The organism is Pseudonocardia oceani, from assembly GCF_019263585.2.
GTDB classification, from domain to species: domain Bacteria; phylum Actinomycetota; class Actinomycetes; order Mycobacteriales; family Pseudonocardiaceae; genus Pseudonocardia; species Pseudonocardia oceani.
Window position 1 is genome coordinate 884,149 of record NZ_JADQDF010000001.1, and the last position, 15,985, is coordinate 900,133.

Annotated in this window: 17 protein-coding genes and 2 pseudogenes; 9 read left to right on the forward strand and 10 right to left on the reverse strand. The window is 76.1% G+C overall.

The window, feature by feature from the left end; translation table 11 throughout:
• Nucleotides 1–32: 32 nt before the first annotated feature.
• Nucleotides 33–1,523 carry an aldehyde dehydrogenase gene (locus tag I4I82_RS04400; RefSeq protein WP_218593249.1) on the reverse strand — a complete coding sequence of 497 codons (1,491 nt, stop codon included), beginning with the start codon at nt 1,521–1,523 and terminating at the stop codon, nt 33–35.
• 244 nt (nt 1,524–1,767) lie between these two features.
• On the opposite strand from I4I82_RS04400, the gene I4I82_RS04405 reads away from it, so the two are divergent.
• The 3 genes from I4I82_RS04405 to I4I82_RS04415 all read left to right on the forward strand — a co-directional run bounded on the left by I4I82_RS04405 (nt 1,768) and on the right by I4I82_RS04415 (nt 4,985).
• A complete protein-coding gene (locus I4I82_RS04405; RefSeq protein ID WP_218593250.1) occupies nt 1,768–2,751 on the forward strand; it encodes an AraC-like ligand-binding domain-containing protein in 984 nt (327 codons plus the stop codon).
• A 64-nt stretch (nt 2,752–2,815) separates the two neighbouring features.
• A complete protein-coding gene (locus I4I82_RS04410) occupies nt 2,816–4,033 on the forward strand; it encodes a CaiB/BaiF CoA transferase family protein (RefSeq protein ID WP_226369876.1) in 1,218 nt (405 codons plus the stop codon).
• A 10-nt stretch (nt 4,034–4,043) separates the two neighbouring features.
• Nucleotides 4,044–4,985, forward strand: a complete 942-nt coding sequence (locus I4I82_RS04415) for a hydroxymethylglutaryl-CoA lyase (RefSeq protein ID WP_218595255.1) — start codon at nt 4,044–4,046, stop codon at nt 4,983–4,985.
• Here the strand turns inward: I4I82_RS04415 and I4I82_RS04420 are convergent.
• Entirely contained in the window at nt 4,982–5,494 is a 513-nt protein-coding gene (locus tag I4I82_RS04420; protein WP_218595256.1) for a flavin reductase family protein, read from the reverse strand. The genes I4I82_RS04415 and I4I82_RS04420 overlap by 4 nt on opposite strands.
• A 189-nt stretch (nt 5,495–5,683) precedes the next feature.
• Between I4I82_RS04420 and I4I82_RS04425 the strand changes: the two genes are divergently transcribed.
• Nucleotides 5,684–6,946, forward strand: a complete 1,263-nt coding sequence (locus I4I82_RS04425; RefSeq protein WP_218595257.1) for a bifunctional 3,4-dihydroxy-2-butanone-4-phosphate synthase/GTP cyclohydrolase II — start codon at nt 5,684–5,686, stop codon at nt 6,944–6,946.
• Here the strand turns inward: I4I82_RS04425 and I4I82_RS04430 are convergent.
• Together I4I82_RS04430 and I4I82_RS04435 are read right to left on the reverse strand one after the other, a co-directional pair.
• Complete coding sequence (locus tag I4I82_RS04430) at nt 6,939–8,099, reverse strand: hypothetical protein (protein ID WP_218595258.1); 1,161 nt, start codon at nt 8,097–8,099, stop codon at nt 6,939–6,941. The two genes, I4I82_RS04425 and I4I82_RS04430, sit on opposite strands and share 8 nt — an antisense overlap.
• A 49-nt stretch (nt 8,100–8,148) precedes the next feature.
• A complete protein-coding gene (locus I4I82_RS04435; RefSeq protein WP_218595259.1) occupies nt 8,149–8,640 on the reverse strand; it encodes a VOC family protein in 492 nt (163 codons plus the stop codon).
• 11 nt (nt 8,641–8,651) lie between these two features.
• Between I4I82_RS04435 and I4I82_RS34845 the strand changes: the two genes are divergently transcribed.
• Complete coding sequence (locus I4I82_RS34845; protein WP_218596425.1) at nt 8,652–8,960, forward strand: hypothetical protein; 309 nt, start codon at nt 8,652–8,654, stop codon at nt 8,958–8,960.
• Between the two features lie 148 nt (nt 8,961–9,108).
• Here I4I82_RS34845 and I4I82_RS04445 read toward each other — a convergent pair whose 3' ends face one another.
• The 3 genes and pseudogenes from I4I82_RS04445 to I4I82_RS34850 all read right to left on the reverse strand — a co-directional run.
• Entirely contained in the window at nt 9,109–10,230 is a 1,122-nt protein-coding gene (locus I4I82_RS04445) for a serine aminopeptidase domain-containing protein (RefSeq protein WP_218595260.1), read from the reverse strand.
• Nucleotides 10,200–10,457, reverse strand: coding sequence for a hypothetical protein (locus I4I82_RS04450; protein ID WP_225920505.1), 258 nt, complete (start codon nt 10,455–10,457; stop codon nt 10,200–10,202). The genes I4I82_RS04445 and I4I82_RS04450 overlap by 31 nt, the downstream gene beginning before the upstream one ends.
• Before the next feature lie 18 nt (nt 10,458–10,475).
• Nucleotides 10,476–10,826 (reverse strand): annotated as a pseudogene (locus tag I4I82_RS34850) (flavin reductase family protein); the annotation flags it as partial.
• Between the two features lie 216 nt (nt 10,827–11,042).
• Between I4I82_RS34850 and I4I82_RS04460 the strand changes: the two are divergent.
• The 4 genes and pseudogenes from I4I82_RS04460 (at nt 11,043) to I4I82_RS04475 (ending at nt 14,334) form a co-directional block, all read left to right on the forward strand.
• Nucleotides 11,043–11,660, forward strand: coding sequence for a CGNR zinc finger domain-containing protein (locus I4I82_RS04460; protein WP_218594254.1), 618 nt, complete (start codon nt 11,043–11,045; stop codon nt 11,658–11,660).
• A gap of 13 nt (nt 11,661–11,673) precedes the next feature.
• Nucleotides 11,674–12,186 carry a putative immunity protein gene (locus tag I4I82_RS04465; RefSeq protein WP_218595261.1) on the forward strand — a complete coding sequence of 171 codons (513 nt, stop codon included), beginning with the start codon at nt 11,674–11,676 and terminating at the stop codon, nt 12,184–12,186.
• 554 nt (nt 12,187–12,740) lie between these two features.
• Nucleotides 12,741–13,559: a collagen-like domain-containing protein gene (locus I4I82_RS04470; protein WP_218594482.1), complete on the forward strand. Its 819-nt coding sequence runs from the start codon at nt 12,741–12,743 to the stop codon at nt 13,557–13,559.
• A gap of 24 nt (nt 13,560–13,583) precedes the next feature.
• Nucleotides 13,584–14,334 (forward strand): annotated as a pseudogene (locus I4I82_RS04475) (ZIP family metal transporter).
• Between the two features lie 10 nt (nt 14,335–14,344).
• Here the strand turns inward: I4I82_RS04475 and I4I82_RS04480 are convergent.
• The 3 genes from I4I82_RS04480 to I4I82_RS04490 all read right to left on the reverse strand — a co-directional run bounded on the left by I4I82_RS04480 (nt 14,345) and on the right by I4I82_RS04490 (nt 15,935).
• Nucleotides 14,345–14,566, reverse strand: coding sequence for a three-helix bundle dimerization domain-containing protein (locus I4I82_RS04480; protein ID WP_218594481.1), 222 nt, complete (start codon nt 14,564–14,566; stop codon nt 14,345–14,347).
• Between the two features lie 87 nt (nt 14,567–14,653).
• Nucleotides 14,654–15,430, reverse strand: a complete 777-nt coding sequence (locus tag I4I82_RS04485; protein WP_218595262.1) for a DUF6319 family protein — start codon at nt 15,428–15,430, stop codon at nt 14,654–14,656.
• A gap of 58 nt (nt 15,431–15,488) precedes the next feature.
• Complete coding sequence (locus tag I4I82_RS04490; protein WP_218594479.1) at nt 15,489–15,935, reverse strand: hypothetical protein; 447 nt, start codon at nt 15,933–15,935, stop codon at nt 15,489–15,491.
• Nucleotides 15,936–15,985 lie beyond the last annotated feature (50 nt).

Consider the following 15,985-nt stretch of genomic DNA (forward strand, 5'->3'; position numbering starts at 1 on the left):
CCTGGTCTGCGGGTGAGGGGTCGCGGGGGTGCTCAGCCGAGCTGGAACGGGTCGCGCGTGCCGCCGGTGAGCTCGACGAACACCGACTTGTTCTCCGTGTACTCACCGATGGCGTCGATGCCGTTCTCGCGGCCGATGCCGCTGGCCCCGAACCCGCCGAAGGGCATGTTGGGCGCGATGACGCGGTAGGCGTTGATCCAGATCGTGCCGGCGCGCAGCTTCGCGGCCACCCGGTGCGCGCGGTGCACGTCCTTCGTCCACACCGCCCCGGCCAGGCCGTAGGGCGTGTCGTTGGCGAGCTTGAGCGCCTCGTCCTCGTCGGTGAAGGTGTAGGCGGCCAGGACCGGCCCGAACACCTCCTCGCGGACGATGGTGCTCTCCGGCGTCACGTTCGTGACGACGGTCGGCCGCACGAACAGCCCGCCGCGCTCGGCGTCGGGCTCCCCGCCGCAGGCGAACGTCGCACCCTCGGCGGCGGCGCCCTGCAGGTAGCCCAGCACCTTCTCGTACTGCGGCCGGTTCGCGACCGGGCCCATCTCGGTCCCGGCCTCGTTCGGGTCCCCGAGCTTGATCGAGTTCGCCCGCGCGACGACCTTCTCGATCAGCGCGTCGTGCACGTCGGCGTGCACGATCAGCCGGGAGCCGGCCATGCAGGTCTGGCCGGTCGCGGCGAACACCCCGGCGATCAGCCCGTTCGCGGCGGCGTCGAGGTCGGCGTCGGGGAACACGATCTGGGGGCTCTTGCCGCCCAGCTCCAGGGTGACCCGGTTGAAGTTCGCGACCGCGGCCTGCGCCACCTTCGCCCCGGTGGCCGACGACCCGGTGAACGCGATCTTGTCGACGCCCTGGTGGGAGGCCAGCGCCTCGCCGGTGGAGCGGTCCCAGCCGGTGACGACGTTGAGCACGCCCGCCGGGAGCCCGGCCTCGTGCAGGATCTGCGCGAACGCGACCGTCGAGGCCGGAGCGTGCTCCGAGGGCTTGACGACCATCGTGCAGCCCGCCGCCAGCGCCGGGGCCAGCTTGAAGGTGAGCAGCAGCAGCGGGGAGTTCCACGGGGTGATCGCCCCGACGACGCCGACGGCCTCGCGGGTGGTGAAGCCGAAGTAGTTCGGGTTCACCGGAGGGACGGTGCGGCCCTCGACCTTGTCGGCCAGCCCGGAGAAGTAGTAGTACCAGTTCGGCAGGGCGGTGAGCTGCCCGATCATCTCGCGGTAGAGCTTCCCGGAGTCGTTGACCTCCAGGCGGGCGAGCCGCTCGGCGTTGGCGGCGATCGCGTCGCCGCAGCGGCGCAGGACCGCGGCGCGGGCGAAGCCGGTCATGGCGCCCCACTCGCCCTCGAAGGCGGTGCGGGCCGACGCGACGGCCTCGTCGACGTCGTCGGGCCCGCCGTCGGCGAGCCGGGCCCAGGGCTGTCCGGTGTAGGGGTTCTGGGACTCGAAGGTGCGCCCGGAGCGGGCGTCCACCGACTTCCCGTGTATGAAGAGCTTCAGCTCCTCGAGCGCTGCTGGTGCGGCGGTCGTCATCGACCTCTCCCTCGTCGTCTGCTGGTGGCGGCCGACGCTAGGGACGCCGTGACCTGCTGCGATATCCGTGCGCGGCGGCGCTCGATCCGCTCCGTGCAGAACCGCCGCCGGCGCTGCGCGGAACCGCCGCCCGCGCCGGGCGGCTGCGCGCCGCGGATAGCGGGCTGCACTCAGCGGCTGGCCGTGATCCCCGTCTCGTCCTACGCTCGGAGACGAGGCGGACACGGGGAGGTGTCGCACGGCGATGGAGACCGGACCCCCTGCGCTGCTCACCCGCTTCCCGGTGCTGGGCACCCGGAGCCTGGACGAGGCCCGCGACGCCGTCACCCGCATCTACCTCGAGCACGAGCTGACGGCGCCCACCGACCACCTCGAGATGACGCTCAACGCCGTCACCGACCGGCACTTCACGCTGGGCTACCTCACCTACCGGTCGGCGGCCAAGCTGGTGATGCCGGCGACCGAGGACAACTACCACGTCAACCTCACCGTCGCGGGCCGCACCGACGCCGACCGCACCGACGGCGGGCGCGCCTCCACCCACGGCGGGCGCAGCGGGATCGTGCTCGCGCCCGACCAGCGCAACACCGTGCGCTGGTCGCCCGACGCCGAGCAGCTCATCCTCAAGATCCCGCGCCGCAGCCTGGAGAACCACCTCGGCGACCTGCTCGGGCGGCCGGTGAACGACGTCGTCGACTTCGACTTCGGGCTCGACCTCTCGACCGCGCAGGGCACCACGCTGCTGGCCTCGGTCGAGTTCCTGGCCCGCGAGCTCGACCGCCCCGGCGGCCTGGCCGACCTGCCGCTGGCCCGCGAGCAGTTCGAGGCGTTCGTGATGACGCAGCTGCTGCACGCCGGGCGCCACCAGTACAGCGACGACCTGCGCGCCCCGGCCGAACCCCTGCGCCACGGCCGGCTGCAGCCCGTCCTGGACTACATGGAGCAGCACGCCGACGAGCCGCTGACGCCGCAGGAGCTGGCCCGCGTCGGCTGCATGAGCGTCCGCACGCTGCACGCGTCGTTCCAGCAGGCGCTCGGCGAGTCCCCGATGAGCCACCTGCGCCGGATCCGGCTCGACCACGTGCGCGCGGAGCTGCTGCGCAGCGACCCGTCGGTCACGCTCGTCACCGACGTCGCCGTGCGCTGGGGCTTCCTGCACCAGAGCCGCTTCGCCCAGCAGTACCGCGAGCGGTTCGGCGAGCTGCCGCGCGACACCCTGCGCGGCTAGGTTCGGATACTCGTCGGCCGCCACCGGATAGCGGTCGGCGGCCGGGGTTCCTAGCGTCCTGGGCGTGCCCGAGACCCCCGCCGCCCCCGCCCTCGACGGCATCCGCGTCCTGGAGCTGGGGACGCTGATCGCCGGGCCGTTCTGCGGCCGCCTGCTCGCCGACCACGGCGCCGACGTCGTCAAGGTCGAGGCGCCCGACCGCCCCGACCCGCTGCGCGACTGGGGCCAGGCCGAGGTCGACGGTCACCACTTCTTCTGGACCGTGCACGCCCGCGGCAAGCGCTGCGTCACCCTCGACCTGCGCCGCTCCCGCGGTCAGGAGCTGTTCCTGCGCCTGGTCGAGACGGCCGACGTCGTGGTCGAGAGCTTCCGCCCGGGCACGCTGGAGAAGTGGGGCCTGGGCTACGACGTGCTCAGCGGGCGCAACCCGCGGATCGTGCTCGCGCGCGTGTCGGGCTACGGCCAGACCGGCCCGCACAGCGGCCGTCCCGGGTACGCGTCGGTCGCCGAGGCCGTCAGCGGGATGCGCCACCTCAACGGGTTCCCCGGCGGCCCGCCCCCGCGCACGGCGCTCTCGATCGGCGACTCGCTCGCCGGGATGTTCGCCGCGCAGGGCGTGCTCACCGCGCTGCTCGCCCGGGACCGCCCCGGCGGGCGGGGCCAGGTCGTCGACGTCTCGCTGGCCGAGTCGTGCCTCGCGCTGCTGGAGTCGACGATCCCGGACCACTCGGCCACCGGGCACGTCCGCGGCCCCGGCGGCACGCGCCTCGACGGCCTCGCGCCGTCGAACCTCTACCGCTGCGCCGACGACCGGTGGATGGTCATCGCGGCCAACCAGGACACCGTCTTCGCCCGGCTGTGCACCGCGATGGAGCGCCCCGACCTCGTCGACGACGCGCGCTTCGCCACCCACACCGCGCGCGGGCGCCACCAGGACGAGATCGACGCGATCGTCGCCGCCTGGGCCGCGGAGCGCGACGCCGACGAGCTGACGCGCGTGCTGGAGGCAGCCGGCGTCGTCGTGGGGCCGGTGAACACCGTCGCCGACGTCGTGCGCGACCCGCAGTTCCTCGCCCGGGACATGCTGCTCCCCCACCACGACGAGGCGCTGGGCCGCGACGTGCTGGGCCCCGGGGTGGTCCCCCGGCTGGAGGGCACGCCCGGCTCCGTCCGGTGGGCGGGGCCCGCGCGGCCCGGCACCCACAACACCGAGGTGTTCGGCGGGCTGCTGGGCCTGACCGGCGCCGAGCTCGACGCGCTCGCGGCCGAGCGGATCATCTGAGGAGACGTTCATGAGCACCGACACCCGTTCCGTGGACGTGCGCGAGGTCGTCCTGCGCGACGGCCTGCAGCTCGAGGCCCCGATCCCGCTGGAGGCGAAGCTCGCGATCCTCGACGCCGTGTCCCGCACCGGGGTGTGCCGCGTCGAGGTGACGTCGTTCGTCTCGCCGTCGGCGGTGCCCGCGCTGGCCGACGCCGAGCAGGTCGCCGCCGCGCTGCACCGCTGGCCCGGCCTGCGGTTCTCGGCGCTGGTCGCCGGTCACGGCGGCGCCCGGCGCGCGGTCGCCGCCGGGATCCCCGACCTCGAGTACGTGATCTCCGCGTCCGACGGGCACAGCCTCGCCAACGCCGCCCGCACCACCGACGAGGCCGTGGCCGCCACCCGCGACATCGCCGCGCTGGCGCACGGTGCGGGCGGGATCTGCGAGGCGATCGTCGCCGTGGCCTGGGACTGCCCCTTCGACGGCCGCACGCCCGTCGCGCGCACCGTCGACGTCGCCCGCCGGGCCGTGGACCTCGGCGCCGACCGGCTCTGCCTCGGCGACACGATCGGCACCCTCGTGCCCGCCCGCCTGGTCGAGGTCGTCGAGGCCGTCCGCGACGCCTGCCCCGGCACCGACGTCGGCGTGCACCTGCACGACACCCGCGGCGCGGGGATCGCCTGCGTACTGGCCGCCGTACAGATCGGCGTGACCTCGCTCGACGCCTCCACCGGCGGGCTCGGCGGCTGCCCCTTCGCCCCGGGCGCGAGCGGCAACATCGCGACCGAGGAGGTCGTGCACCTGCTGGAGGGCTCGGGGTTCACCACCGGGCTCGACCTCACCCGCGTGCTGCAGGCCGCCGCCGTCGTCGAGGAGGCGGTGGGGCACGCGCTGCCCAGCCGGCTGCACCGGGCGGGCGGGCCGTCGCGGCCGCGGCCCCGGCCCGTGGCGCAGGGCTCCCGGAGCTCCTAGGCCTCCTCGGGGCCCGCGGCGATGCCGTAGGCCCCGCGGTGGAACAGCAGCGGGAGCCGCGCGGCGTCGGCGCCGAGGTCGTGCACGCGGCCCAGGACGATCGTGTGGTCGCCGCCGTCGTACTCGTCGTCGAGGGTGCAGTCGATCCAGGCGCAGACGCCGTCGAGGACGGGCGCCCCGGACGTCGACGGTGCCCAGGAGACTCCGGCGAACTTGTCGGTGCCCGAGCGCGCGAATGCCGTGCTGAGCTCGCGGTGGTCGTCGGCGAGCACGTTGACGCAGAACCGGCCGATCTCCCGGATCCGCGGCCACGTCGAGGAGGTGCGGGCCGGGGAGAAGCTGACGAGCGGCGGGTCCAGCGACAGCGACGCGAACGACTGGCAGGTGAAGCCGACCGGGCCGTCGGGTCCCGCCGCGGTCACCACGACGATCCCCGAGGCGAAGTGCCCGAGGACCTCCCTCATGCGTCCGGGCTCCACGGCGGCCGGTGCCTCGATCGTCTCGTCCATGCCGGCCGACGCTAGGTGCGCCCCGGGCGCCCGCGCTATCCGCGGATCGCACGGCGATAGCCGTGCACCGACGACCGCGCGCGGCCCCGCGCGGCCCTTCGCTCAACGGATGGAGCGGCGCGATGCGCGGATAGAGGCGGGCCCGCGCGGCTCGTAGCGTCGCCGGGAACGACCCGACGAGGAGCGCCGATGACCACGACCGACCACGGGACGACGATCACCGAGCTGCCGGCCACCGGGGCGGTGCAGCGCGCCGTCGCGGCGCTGGCCGCGGGCCGCATGGTGGTCGTGGTCGACGACGCCGACCGCGAGGACGAGGGCGACCTCGTGCTCGCCGCCGCGACCGCGACGGCCGAGCAGGTGGCGTTCGTCGTGCGGCACACGACCGGGATCGTCTGCGCGCCGATGACCGCCGAGCGGGTCGAGGCGCTGCACCTGCCGCAGATGGTCGCCGACAACACCGACGCCCACGGCACCGCGTTCACCGTCACCGTCGACCACCTCGACAGCGGCACCGGCGTGTCCGCGGCCGACCGCGCCCGCACTCTGCGCGCGCTCGCCGACCCCGCCACCCGGCCCGGCGAGCTGCGCCGGCCCGGGCACGTGTTCCCGCTGCGCGCCCGCGCGGGCGGCGTGCTGGAGCGCGCCGGGCACACCGAGGCCGCCGTCGACCTGATGGTGCTGGCCGGACAGGTGCCCGTCGCCGTCATCGGGGAGATCGTGGCGCCGGACGGGTCGATGGCCCGCGGCGAGGGGCTGCGCGCGTTCGCGGCGGAGCACGACCTGCCGGTGCTCGCCGTCGCCGACCTGGTGCGCCACCGCCGGGCCACCGAGCAGCTCGTGGAGCACGTCGCGACCTCGGCGATGCCGACGGTGTTCGGCGACTTCCGCGCCGTCGCCTACCGCTCCGCGATCGACGGCACCGAGCACCTCGCGATCGTGCTGGGCGACGTGGCCGCGGCGGGCGCGACCGAGCGAGGCGCCCTGATCCGCGTGCACAGCGAGTGCCTCACCGGCGACATCCTGGGCTCGTTGCGCTGCGACTGCGGCGCCCAGCTCGAGCAGGCCCTGCGCGCGATCGCCGACGAGGGCTGCGGCGCGGTCGTCTACCTGCGCGGGCACGAGGGCCGGGGCATCGGGCTGGCGCACAAGATCCGCGCGTACGCGCTGCAGGAGGAGGGCCTCGACACCGTCGACGCCAACACCGCGCAGGGCCTGCCCGTCGACTCCCGCAGCTACGGCACCGGCGCGCAGATCCTCACCGACCTCGGCGTCCGGCGGATCCGGCTGATCACCAACAACCCGGCCAAGTACGGCGGGCTGGGCGGGCACGGCCTGGAGATCGTCGGCCGCGTCGCGCTGCCGGTGACCGAGAACCCGCACAACGTCCGCTACCTGCGCACCAAGCGCGACCGGATGGGCCACCACGGCACCGGACGGCACGTCATCTGACGGCGGCGACCCCGTCGTCGGCCCGCCGGTACGGCAGCGCGCAGGCCGCGGCGAGCACGGCGAGGTGCGAGGCGAGCAGGACGGCGACCCAGGCGCCGCGGGCGCCGGTGCCGGGCTCGTCGAGCCCCACCACCGCGGTGGCCACCGACCACGCGACGACGACCACCACCGGCAGCAGGCCCGCCGTCACCCGGGCCGCGGGGCGCCCGCGCCCGGCCAGCGCGTAGCCGCCCGCCAGGCCGCAGACGACCACGGCGAGCGCACCGCCGCCCAGGCCACCGGCGAGCGCGACCGCCGCCGCGGCACCACCGGCGACCACCCCGATCCCGGCCCGCCCGCGCACCCCCCGGAGCCGGGACGGGCCGCGGCGGTGCGGCGCGCGGGCGAGCAGGGCGCCCACGACGAGCCCCGGGAGCAGGATCCCGGCGAACGTCCCCGCCCACGAGACGCTCGACGTGCCGGGGTCGGCGATCTCCACCATCAGCGAGCGCAGCCCGGCCGCCCACGCGAGCCCGCCGACCGCGCCGGTCACGGCCGCCGCCCGCGCGCCGGGCACGAGCGGACCGCCCGCGGGCCGGTGCGGGACCGCGCACGCCAGGGACAGCACGGCCAGCAGCGCGGCGAACAGCACCGCCACCCACGCCCCCCGGGCGGTCGTGACGGCGAGCGCCGGGGCGATGGCGGGCGCGCCGACGGCCCAGCCGACCGCCCCGGCCACCGGCAGCGCCCCGGCCGCGACCCGCCCCGCGACCGGCCCGCGACCGCCCAGCGCCCAGCCGCCCGCGATCCCGCACAGCGGCAGGGCGATCGCGCCGCCGCCGATCCCGCCGTCGGTGAGCACCGAGACGAGGACGCCGGGGGTCGCGACCACGAACGCGAGCGGGGCGAGCGCGAGCCACCCGCGGTGCGGGTGCCCGGTGCGGCGCAGGTGCCCGGCCCAGCCGACCAGCGCGCCCGCGACGAGGCCGGGCAGCAGGATCCCGCCGACGGTGCCGCCCCACTCCACCGCCGACCCCGGACCCGCGACCTGCACCATCAGCCCGCGCAGCGCCGCGGCCCAGGCGAGCCCGCCGACCGCGCCGACGAGCACCGGGACGGCCGCGGCGCCGCGCGCCGTCGCGGTGGTGGCCTGCCCGTGTGGTGCGCTGCTCATGCCCGGGAACGGTAGGAACGGGCGGCGCCGGTGGCATCCGTGGTGCCACTCATCCCGTCCCCTGATCCGGGTGGGCCCGGGCCGCCTCCCCCCGGGCCGCGGTGCGCACGGCGTCGTGCACCTCGGGGACCGACGTGGAGTCGGTGTGGTGCTCGGTGGTGTAGAAGCGCACCTCGTGGCCGTCGGGGTCGTGCAGCGGCGGCAGGATCCACCCGAACGTCGCGAGGTGGACGCCCGCGTGCTGCTCGCCCAGGGCGGTGAGCCGGCCGGCGAGGGCCCGGATCGCGGTCTCGTCCGGCACGCCGATCGCGAAGAAGTCGAACCCGGCGCTGGACCGGGCGCGTTCGGGGTCGAGGCGCAGCGCGAGGCCCGGGCCGCCCGCGGGATGGGTCATACCGATGCCGGTGCGCACCCCGTCGTCGAACCAGTCCTGCTCCTTCCGGTAGCCCAGACGGGTGGCGTACCAGGCGAGGGAGCGGTCGAGGTCGGACACGGGCAGCTTGAGGTGGTGGACGCCGGCGAGCACCGGGGCCGTGGACACCGGCCGCGCGGCTGTTCGTCGAGCGCGGCTACCCCGGCACCACGCTGACCGACGTCGCCGCGGCGGCCGGCGTCGCGCACGCACGGTGTACGTGCGCTTCGGTGGCAAGGCCGAGCTGCTGGGGCGGGTCGTCGACGAGGCGGTGGTGGGCGACGCCGAACCCGTCGACCTGCTCGGCCGCAGCTGGATGCAGACCGCGCTCACCGCGCCGACGGCCGCCGAGCGGCTGGTCGCGCACGCCGCGGCGGGCCGGCAGATCGTCGAACGGGCCGGGCCGCTGTTCGCGGTGGCGCAGCAGGCCGCGGCCGTCGAGCCGCTGATCGCCGGGTTCTGGGAGCAGGCCCGCGCCCAGACCCGGCACGCCTCGCACGCGTTCTGGACGCGCATGGCGCAGGACGGGCTGCTCCCCGCCTCCTGCGACGTCGACGCGCTCGCCGACACCGCGAGCGTCCTGGTCGCGGCCGAGACCTACCTGCTCACGACCCGCCTGCACGGCTGGACGCCCGCGCAGTACGAGGCGTGGCTGCTGCGGACGACCACCGCGCTGGCCGGGCTCAGCCCCGTCGCCGACCCCCACGCCGCACCCGGGTTGACCCGGCCGGGGTGGCGCTCGAGCAGGCCGCGGTGGAGCTCCTCGGTGGTGGGGCCGCCGGCGAGCAGCTCCTCGAAGTCGAGGATGTAGCGCCGGGTCCGGTCGATCACCGCGGGATCGTCGGGCGGCCCGGCGCGCTCGTGGCCGGCGACCACCGCGGTGGGCGCCAGCTCGTCGAGGACGTCGAGGGCGGCGAGGGCGTCGAGGGCGGCGAGGGCGGCGAGCCAGGCCTCGCGCCCCACCGCGGGGGACTCGGCCAGGTAGATGTGCAGGTCGTCGTAGGCGGCGTCCCCGGCGACGACCAGGCCCGGCGACGGCACGTGCATCGCGGTCGCGGTGTCGGTGTCGGTGTCGGTGTGGCCGAGGTCGAGGTCGAGGTCGAGGTCGACGATCCGCAGCTCCTCGCCCTCCAGCTCGATCACGTCACCGTCGAGCGGCTCGGGCAGGACCAGCCGGCCGGGCACCCGACCGGGAAAGTGACGTGTCCGTCCGATCCTCGCCTGTGTCACACTCGGGGCCGAGTCCACCGGACGAGGCGGAGGACCACGACGTGGATCTGCAGGCGCTGCACGGGCCCTGGGAGGTGGTCCGCGAGGTCGACGTGCCGATGCGGACCCGGGACGGGAAGGTGCGTGCCGGCGAGCGGCACCGGCGTGAGCAGGGCGAGGCCCGCGACCCCGGTCCGGGCGCGCCGCCGCGACGAGCTCGGCGATCTGCGCGCCCATGCTCTGCCCGACCGGCACGAGCGGGCCGGTGGCGTCGACGGCGGCGGTGACGTCGTCGACGTAGCGGCCGAGCGTGTAGGGGCCGGGCTCGTCGGGGCGGCCGGACATGCCGGCGAGGTCGACGGCGACCGCACCCTCCCCGGCGGCGCCGAGCGCGGCGCGCACCGGCTGCCAGATCCCGGCGTCGTCGAGGAAGCCGTGGACGAGGACGAGGGTGGGAGGCCTGCGGCGTGCGGCCTGCGTCAGTCGCGGACGGCACCGGAGGCGGACCACGCCGCGGCGTCGATGGGCGAGAACTCCGTGGGCGGTCGTCGAGGCGCTATGCGGGAGCCGCGCCGGACGTCGACCGGGCCGTCCTCGAGCGGGGTCGTGAACACGTTCTCGACCAGCGTGTACTCGGCGGCGAGGCGGCCGACGGGGTGCAGGGCGGCGATGTCGATGCGGCCGCCCTCGAGGTAGAGGTCGTCGCGGATGTGGAAGCGGCGGACCTCGCCGAACACGACGTGGTCGCCCTGGTCGCCCGTCGGGATGATCCGGTCGGGGGTGCACTCGAAGGAGATCGGCGCGCCCTCGACCCGCGGCGCCGAGACGACCTCGTACGGCGCCTTGCGCAGGCCGACGGCCTCGAACTCGTCGATCTCGGAGTCGAACTCGGCCGCGCTGCGGTGCGCCTGGTGGGCGTGCGGCAGCGAGACGAGGTTGTGCAGAACTCTCCGGTCCCGCGGATGTTCACGAACGTGTCCTTCAGCTCGCCGTCCGAGCGCGGCTGCATCGACAGCGACACCACCGGTGGGACCCGCCCGACGACGGTGAGGAACGAGATCGGAGCGAGGTTCGCGACGCCCGTCGTCGACACGGTGCTGACCCAGCCGATCACCCGCGGCAGGACGCTACCGATGAGGAGCCTGTAGGACGCGGTGGCATCGAGGGTCGAGGCGTCGATGACCATCCAGTCGGGTCCGATCCGTGCGACGGAGCCGGGAGGGCCACGGGGGACGCAATCGTAATCTGTTGAGTTACGTCACACCAAGCCCCTGCGCGCCGTCGACCTCCTCGACGACGACAGGGTCGAGTAAGGTACGGGTATGTCCCTGTCCGCCTCGGCGCGCTACGACGTCGACCTCGCCCCGACCGGGCTCGCGCTGGTGCACGACTTCCTCAACACCCGCGCCGCCGGGCGTCCGCGCCAGGCCGACCTGCTCGCCGACCTCGACACGGCCCGCGCCTGGTTCGACGGCGCGGTCGACCTGTGGGCGGAGCGGACGGGTGCGCCGCGGCCCGAGGTCGAGCCGTTCGGCGCGGGCGACCTGCCGCGCCTCGCCCGGATGCGCGAGCAGCTCACGGTCCTGCTCCGCGCGCGCGACGGCGAGGAGGCCGACGCCGCGGAGGGCCGGGCGCTCACCGGGCGCGTCCGCCTCACCCTCGGCCCCGACGGCGTCCTGGTGGCCGAGCCGCGCGGCGACGGGCGCGAGTGGCTCACCGGCGCGCTGCTCGCCGAGGTGCAGCGCGCGCAGCAGACCGACACGTGGCGACGGCTGAAGGTGTGCCGCAGCCACCTGTGCTCCGGCGCGTTCTACGACCGCTCGCGCAACAACAGCGGGGTGTGGCACGACGTGCGGGTCTGCGGCAACGCGGTCAACCTCCGCGCCTCGCGGGCCCGGCGACGGGCGGCTCCCCGCGACCTGACGGGACCGACGACCTGACAGGGTCGGGCGGGTGGAGCTGAGCACCGACGACCTCCGTGCCGTCACCGCCTTCGCCGCCGCGTGTGCGCAGGAGGTGCTCGGGGTCTTCGAGGCCGACCGCCCCGACGACCCGCGGCCCCGCGCGGCCATCGCCACGGCCTGGGAGTTCGCCCGGGGCGGGCGGCGCGGGAAGGCGCTGCGCGACGCGGCGTGGGCGGCGATGCGGGCGGCTCAGGACAGCTCCACCGACGCCGCGGGTGCCGCTGCGCGCTCGGCGATGGCCGCGGCGGGCGCCGCCTACCTCCATCCCCTGCCGAAGGCGACGCAGGTCAAGCACGTGCTCGGGGCGGCCGCGGACGCGGCGCGGGCGCTCGAACTGGTGGCGGGCGACGACCCCGCCGTCGGGGCGGCCCATGTGGCGGAGGTGGCGGGGTGGGTGGCGCCGGAGGTGGTGGAGGTGCTGCGGCGCTACCCGCCCGCCCCGGCCGGTGGGGGGAGGGTGGGCGCACTGACCCGCCTGCTCGACGCCGCCCTGCGCCCCTGACCGGTGCTCGGCGGCGCGTGCACCTGAACTGCGCATCCTCCGGCTTCGCGCGCACGGCCGGAGGTGCGCGGGTGGCCACGGGTGCGCAGTCGGGCCGCGGGGGCGGATGGTCGGGTGGGGGAGCGGGCACCCACGGGGCGAGCACCGGCGCGTGGACAGTGGCGTGCGGGCCGCCACCGACCGGGCACCTTCGCGTTCCGCGGAACGCGGTCGCCCTGCCCCCATCACCGTCGGCTGCGTTCCGCGGAACGCGGAGGCGGTGCGCTCCTCTGCGTTCCGCGGAACGCGTTCTCCCCGTGGGAGCCAGGCCCGTGAGCGTTCCGCGGAACGCGCTCGTCGGGACGCCGCCCGGCTGTGCGGCCGACCAGCGCATGCGCGGCATCACACCGTTCCCGGGCCGGTACCGGGCGTCACCGCGGGGTCGGGCGGGTACCCGGCGGACGGCGAGCGGGGGCGGTGCCCCCGCGTCGAGGAGCCCGGGCGAGTGCTCCACGGCCGCAGGCCAGCAGGGCCGCGGCGGAGCCGGGCAGTGGACCACGAGAGGCACATCCAGCATGACGCAGCCAGCGGACGTGAACGAGCGCGGCACCGGCAAGCGCGGTGGCAAGAAGAACCAGGCCGGCGACCCGGGCGAGCAGGGCCCGCGCGGTCCGGTCGGGCCCGCCGGCGAGCGCGGCGCCCAGGGCGAGTCGGGGCCCGTCGGGGCCGTCGGTGAGCGGGGAGACAAGGGCGCCACGGGCCCGGTCGGCCCGGCGGGCGAGCGCGGGAACAAGGGAGCCAACGGCCCCGCCGGACCCGCCGGTGAGCCCGGCGACAAGGGCGAGAAGGGCCCGGTCGGCCCGGCAGGCGAGCGCGGGGACAAGGGCACCAAGGGCCCCGCCGGACCCGCCGGTGAGCCCGGCGACAAGGGAGAGAAGGGCCCGATCGGCCCGGCAGGCGAGCGCGGGGACAAGGGCACCAAGGGCCCCGCCGGAACGGTCGGCGAACCCGGGGACAAGGGCGACCAGGGGCCCGTCGGCGCGCGAGGTGCGACGGGTCGGACCGGGCCGCAGGGCCCCCAGGGCGAGCAGGGGCCGGAGGGGCCGGTCGGGCCGCGCGGCGTCGCGGGCGTCCAGGGCCGTCCCGGTCCGGACGGGGTGGTCCTGCTGGCCCAGCCGGTGCCGGCCGACCTCATGCGCAATGTGCTCAAGGCCGCCCTCGACGTCAGCCCGCGGACGCTGCTCGACCCCCGTGCCGGCTTCCGGTACGTCACGACGCTGGCCTCGCGGCTGGTGAAGCTGCAGGGCGGGCTGCTGCTGCGCGCCGTCCTCACCGACGACGAGGACGCGCGCACGGACCCGGCCGGTCGGTCGAACGTGCGCTCCATCGCCTGAGCCCGACCCGGTAGGAGGGGATCTGTGCCGACCTGGCTCGCCGCGGGGCTGTGGGGCCTCGTCGGTGGCGGTGCGCTGGTGCTCGGCGCCGACGTCGCCTGGTTCGTCCGGGTCCCGCGCGTCGTCATCGCCGGGATCATGGCGTTCGGCGCCGGGGTGCTCATCTCGGCGCTCGCGTTCGAGCTGGTCGACGAGGCGGTCCGGCAGGGCGGCGCCCTGCCGACCGTCCTCGGGTTCCTCGCCGGTGCCGTCGTCTACGTGGCCGCGACCGCCGCGCTCGACCGCCGCGGCGCCCGCCACCGCAAGCGCTCCGGCAGGCAGCAGCCCTCGGCGCAGGAGAGCTCGGGCAGCGGGGCGGCGATCGCCGTCGGTGCGCCGCTGGACGGCATCCGGAGTCGGTCGTGCTGGGCGTCGGGATGATCGCGGGCGGTGCGGTGAGCCCGGCGGTGCTGGCGACCGTCGTCATCTCCAACGTGCCGGAGGGGCTCTCGAGCGCCGCCGGCATGAAGCGCGCCGGGCGCAGCGCCCGCTACGTCTTCGGCATGTGGACCGGGATCGCCCTGCTCAGCGGGCTCGCGGCCCTGGTCGGGTACGTCGCGCTCGACGGGTCTCCCCCGCCGTCATCGCGACGATCACCGCGGTGGTCGCGGGGGCCGTGCTCGCGATGGTCGCCGACACGATGATCCCCGAGGCGTTCGAGCGGGCGCGCGTGCTGACCGGCCTCATCACCGCCGTCGGCTTCCTCACCGCTCTGGTCGTGCACCTCGCCGCGTAGGCCGCGACCCTCAACCCGCGTCCCCGGACTCACGCAGGACCTGCCGCGCGAGGCGCTCCACCAGCTCCGGGAGCGCACCCACGGGCACCCCCGCCAGGTCGCGCACCGCGCGCATCACCACCGCACTGACCTCCGTGAGCGGGACTACGGCCCCGAACTCGGCCATGAGGCGCTCGGTGATGTCGGCGACGGGGATCCCGTCGTGGACCGGGTGGATGGGTGTGCCGTTCATGTGGTGCTCCGTGTGCGGTACCGGGCGGCGGACGTCGCCACCCACACCACGGGTGATCCCCGCTCCGGCCCCGGCAAACCTGCCGGCTCAGGCCTCGAACTCGTCGAGCACTCGCTGCGCCGCGTCGAGCTCGGCGCGCAGCTGCTCGACTCGCTCGCGCTGGCGGCGGCGGGCGCCCTCGACCGAGGACTCGACGGCCTCCGCGACGGCGGCGGGCAGCGCCCGGGCGGCCGCGGCGACCGCGGTGGCCGGCACCGCCGTGGACGGCACGACCCTCTTCTTCCCCGCCAGGACTTCGACGCTCCACTCCCCCTCGGCGGTCGCGCTGAGGGTGACGCTCAGCTCGGAGGAGCGGGCGGTGTCGCGACGCGCCCGGGCGGGACGCGCCGGGGCGGCGGGAGCCTCGGCCGCAGCGGGAGCCGGGGCGACCGCAGCGGGAGCCGGGGCGACCGCAGCCGGAGCCGGGGCGACCGCAGCCGGAGCCGGGGCGACCGCAGCCGGAGCCGCAGCGGCCGACGCAGCCCTACGGGCCGCAGTCGAGCGGGACCCGGACGACGCCGCGGCGGACGCCTTCTCCCCCCGCCCGGCCGATTCGGCGCGCTTGCCCGACGCTGCCGCCGCCCGGCTCGGCCGGACACGGGTGAGCTCGTTGGGCGAGCAGAACATCGTGTCGCGGGAGCCGGAGCGCCGGACCTGGATGAACTCGCCCTCGCCCGCCTCCCCGACCGCGACGACCTTCGCCGAGCCGCCCACGGGCACCCCGACGGCGGCCTCGGTGAACCACACCGTGACCGGCCCGCCGGCGGTCGTCTCCCTACGCAGTTCCACCACGTCCGGCTCGGTGAGCGCGTGCGGCACCGTCATCGTTCGTCGTCCCCTCGGTCGGCGAGCCGGATTATGCACGCGCCCACCGACAGGACGGCTACTCCGCCTCGCCCGGGGCGGTGCGCGTGGCGGGCGGCGGCGGGGTCACACCGGTGCGGACCGTCTCGCTGTCCTCGGCGACGGTGCGGCCGTCGAACGGGTCACCCGACCCGGCCGCGGTCCCGTTCCCGCCGGACGCGGACCCCGACCCGGCCTCGGTCCGGATGCCGGGGTCGGTGCCGCCCGTGCCCGACGAGGAGGTCCCCGAGCCGGACGCGGAGGAGGCAGAGGAGGAGGACGAGGACGTCGCCCCCTTCACCTTGTCGACGGCCAGCGACGCACCCTGCCCCGCCAGGTTCTTGCCGCGCTCCGTGAGCTCGGCGGCCTTCGGGCTCTGGGCGGCCTCCTTCGCCCGTCCCATGAGCTTGTCGAGCTGCCGGCGTCCGGCGGGCTGGCCGGCGTAGTAGCCGGCCGCGGCGACCAGTGCGTACCTGAGCAGGGACATCGTGTCCTCCCGTGTGTGCGCGAGCGATGGATGGTGCCGACGTCTACCCC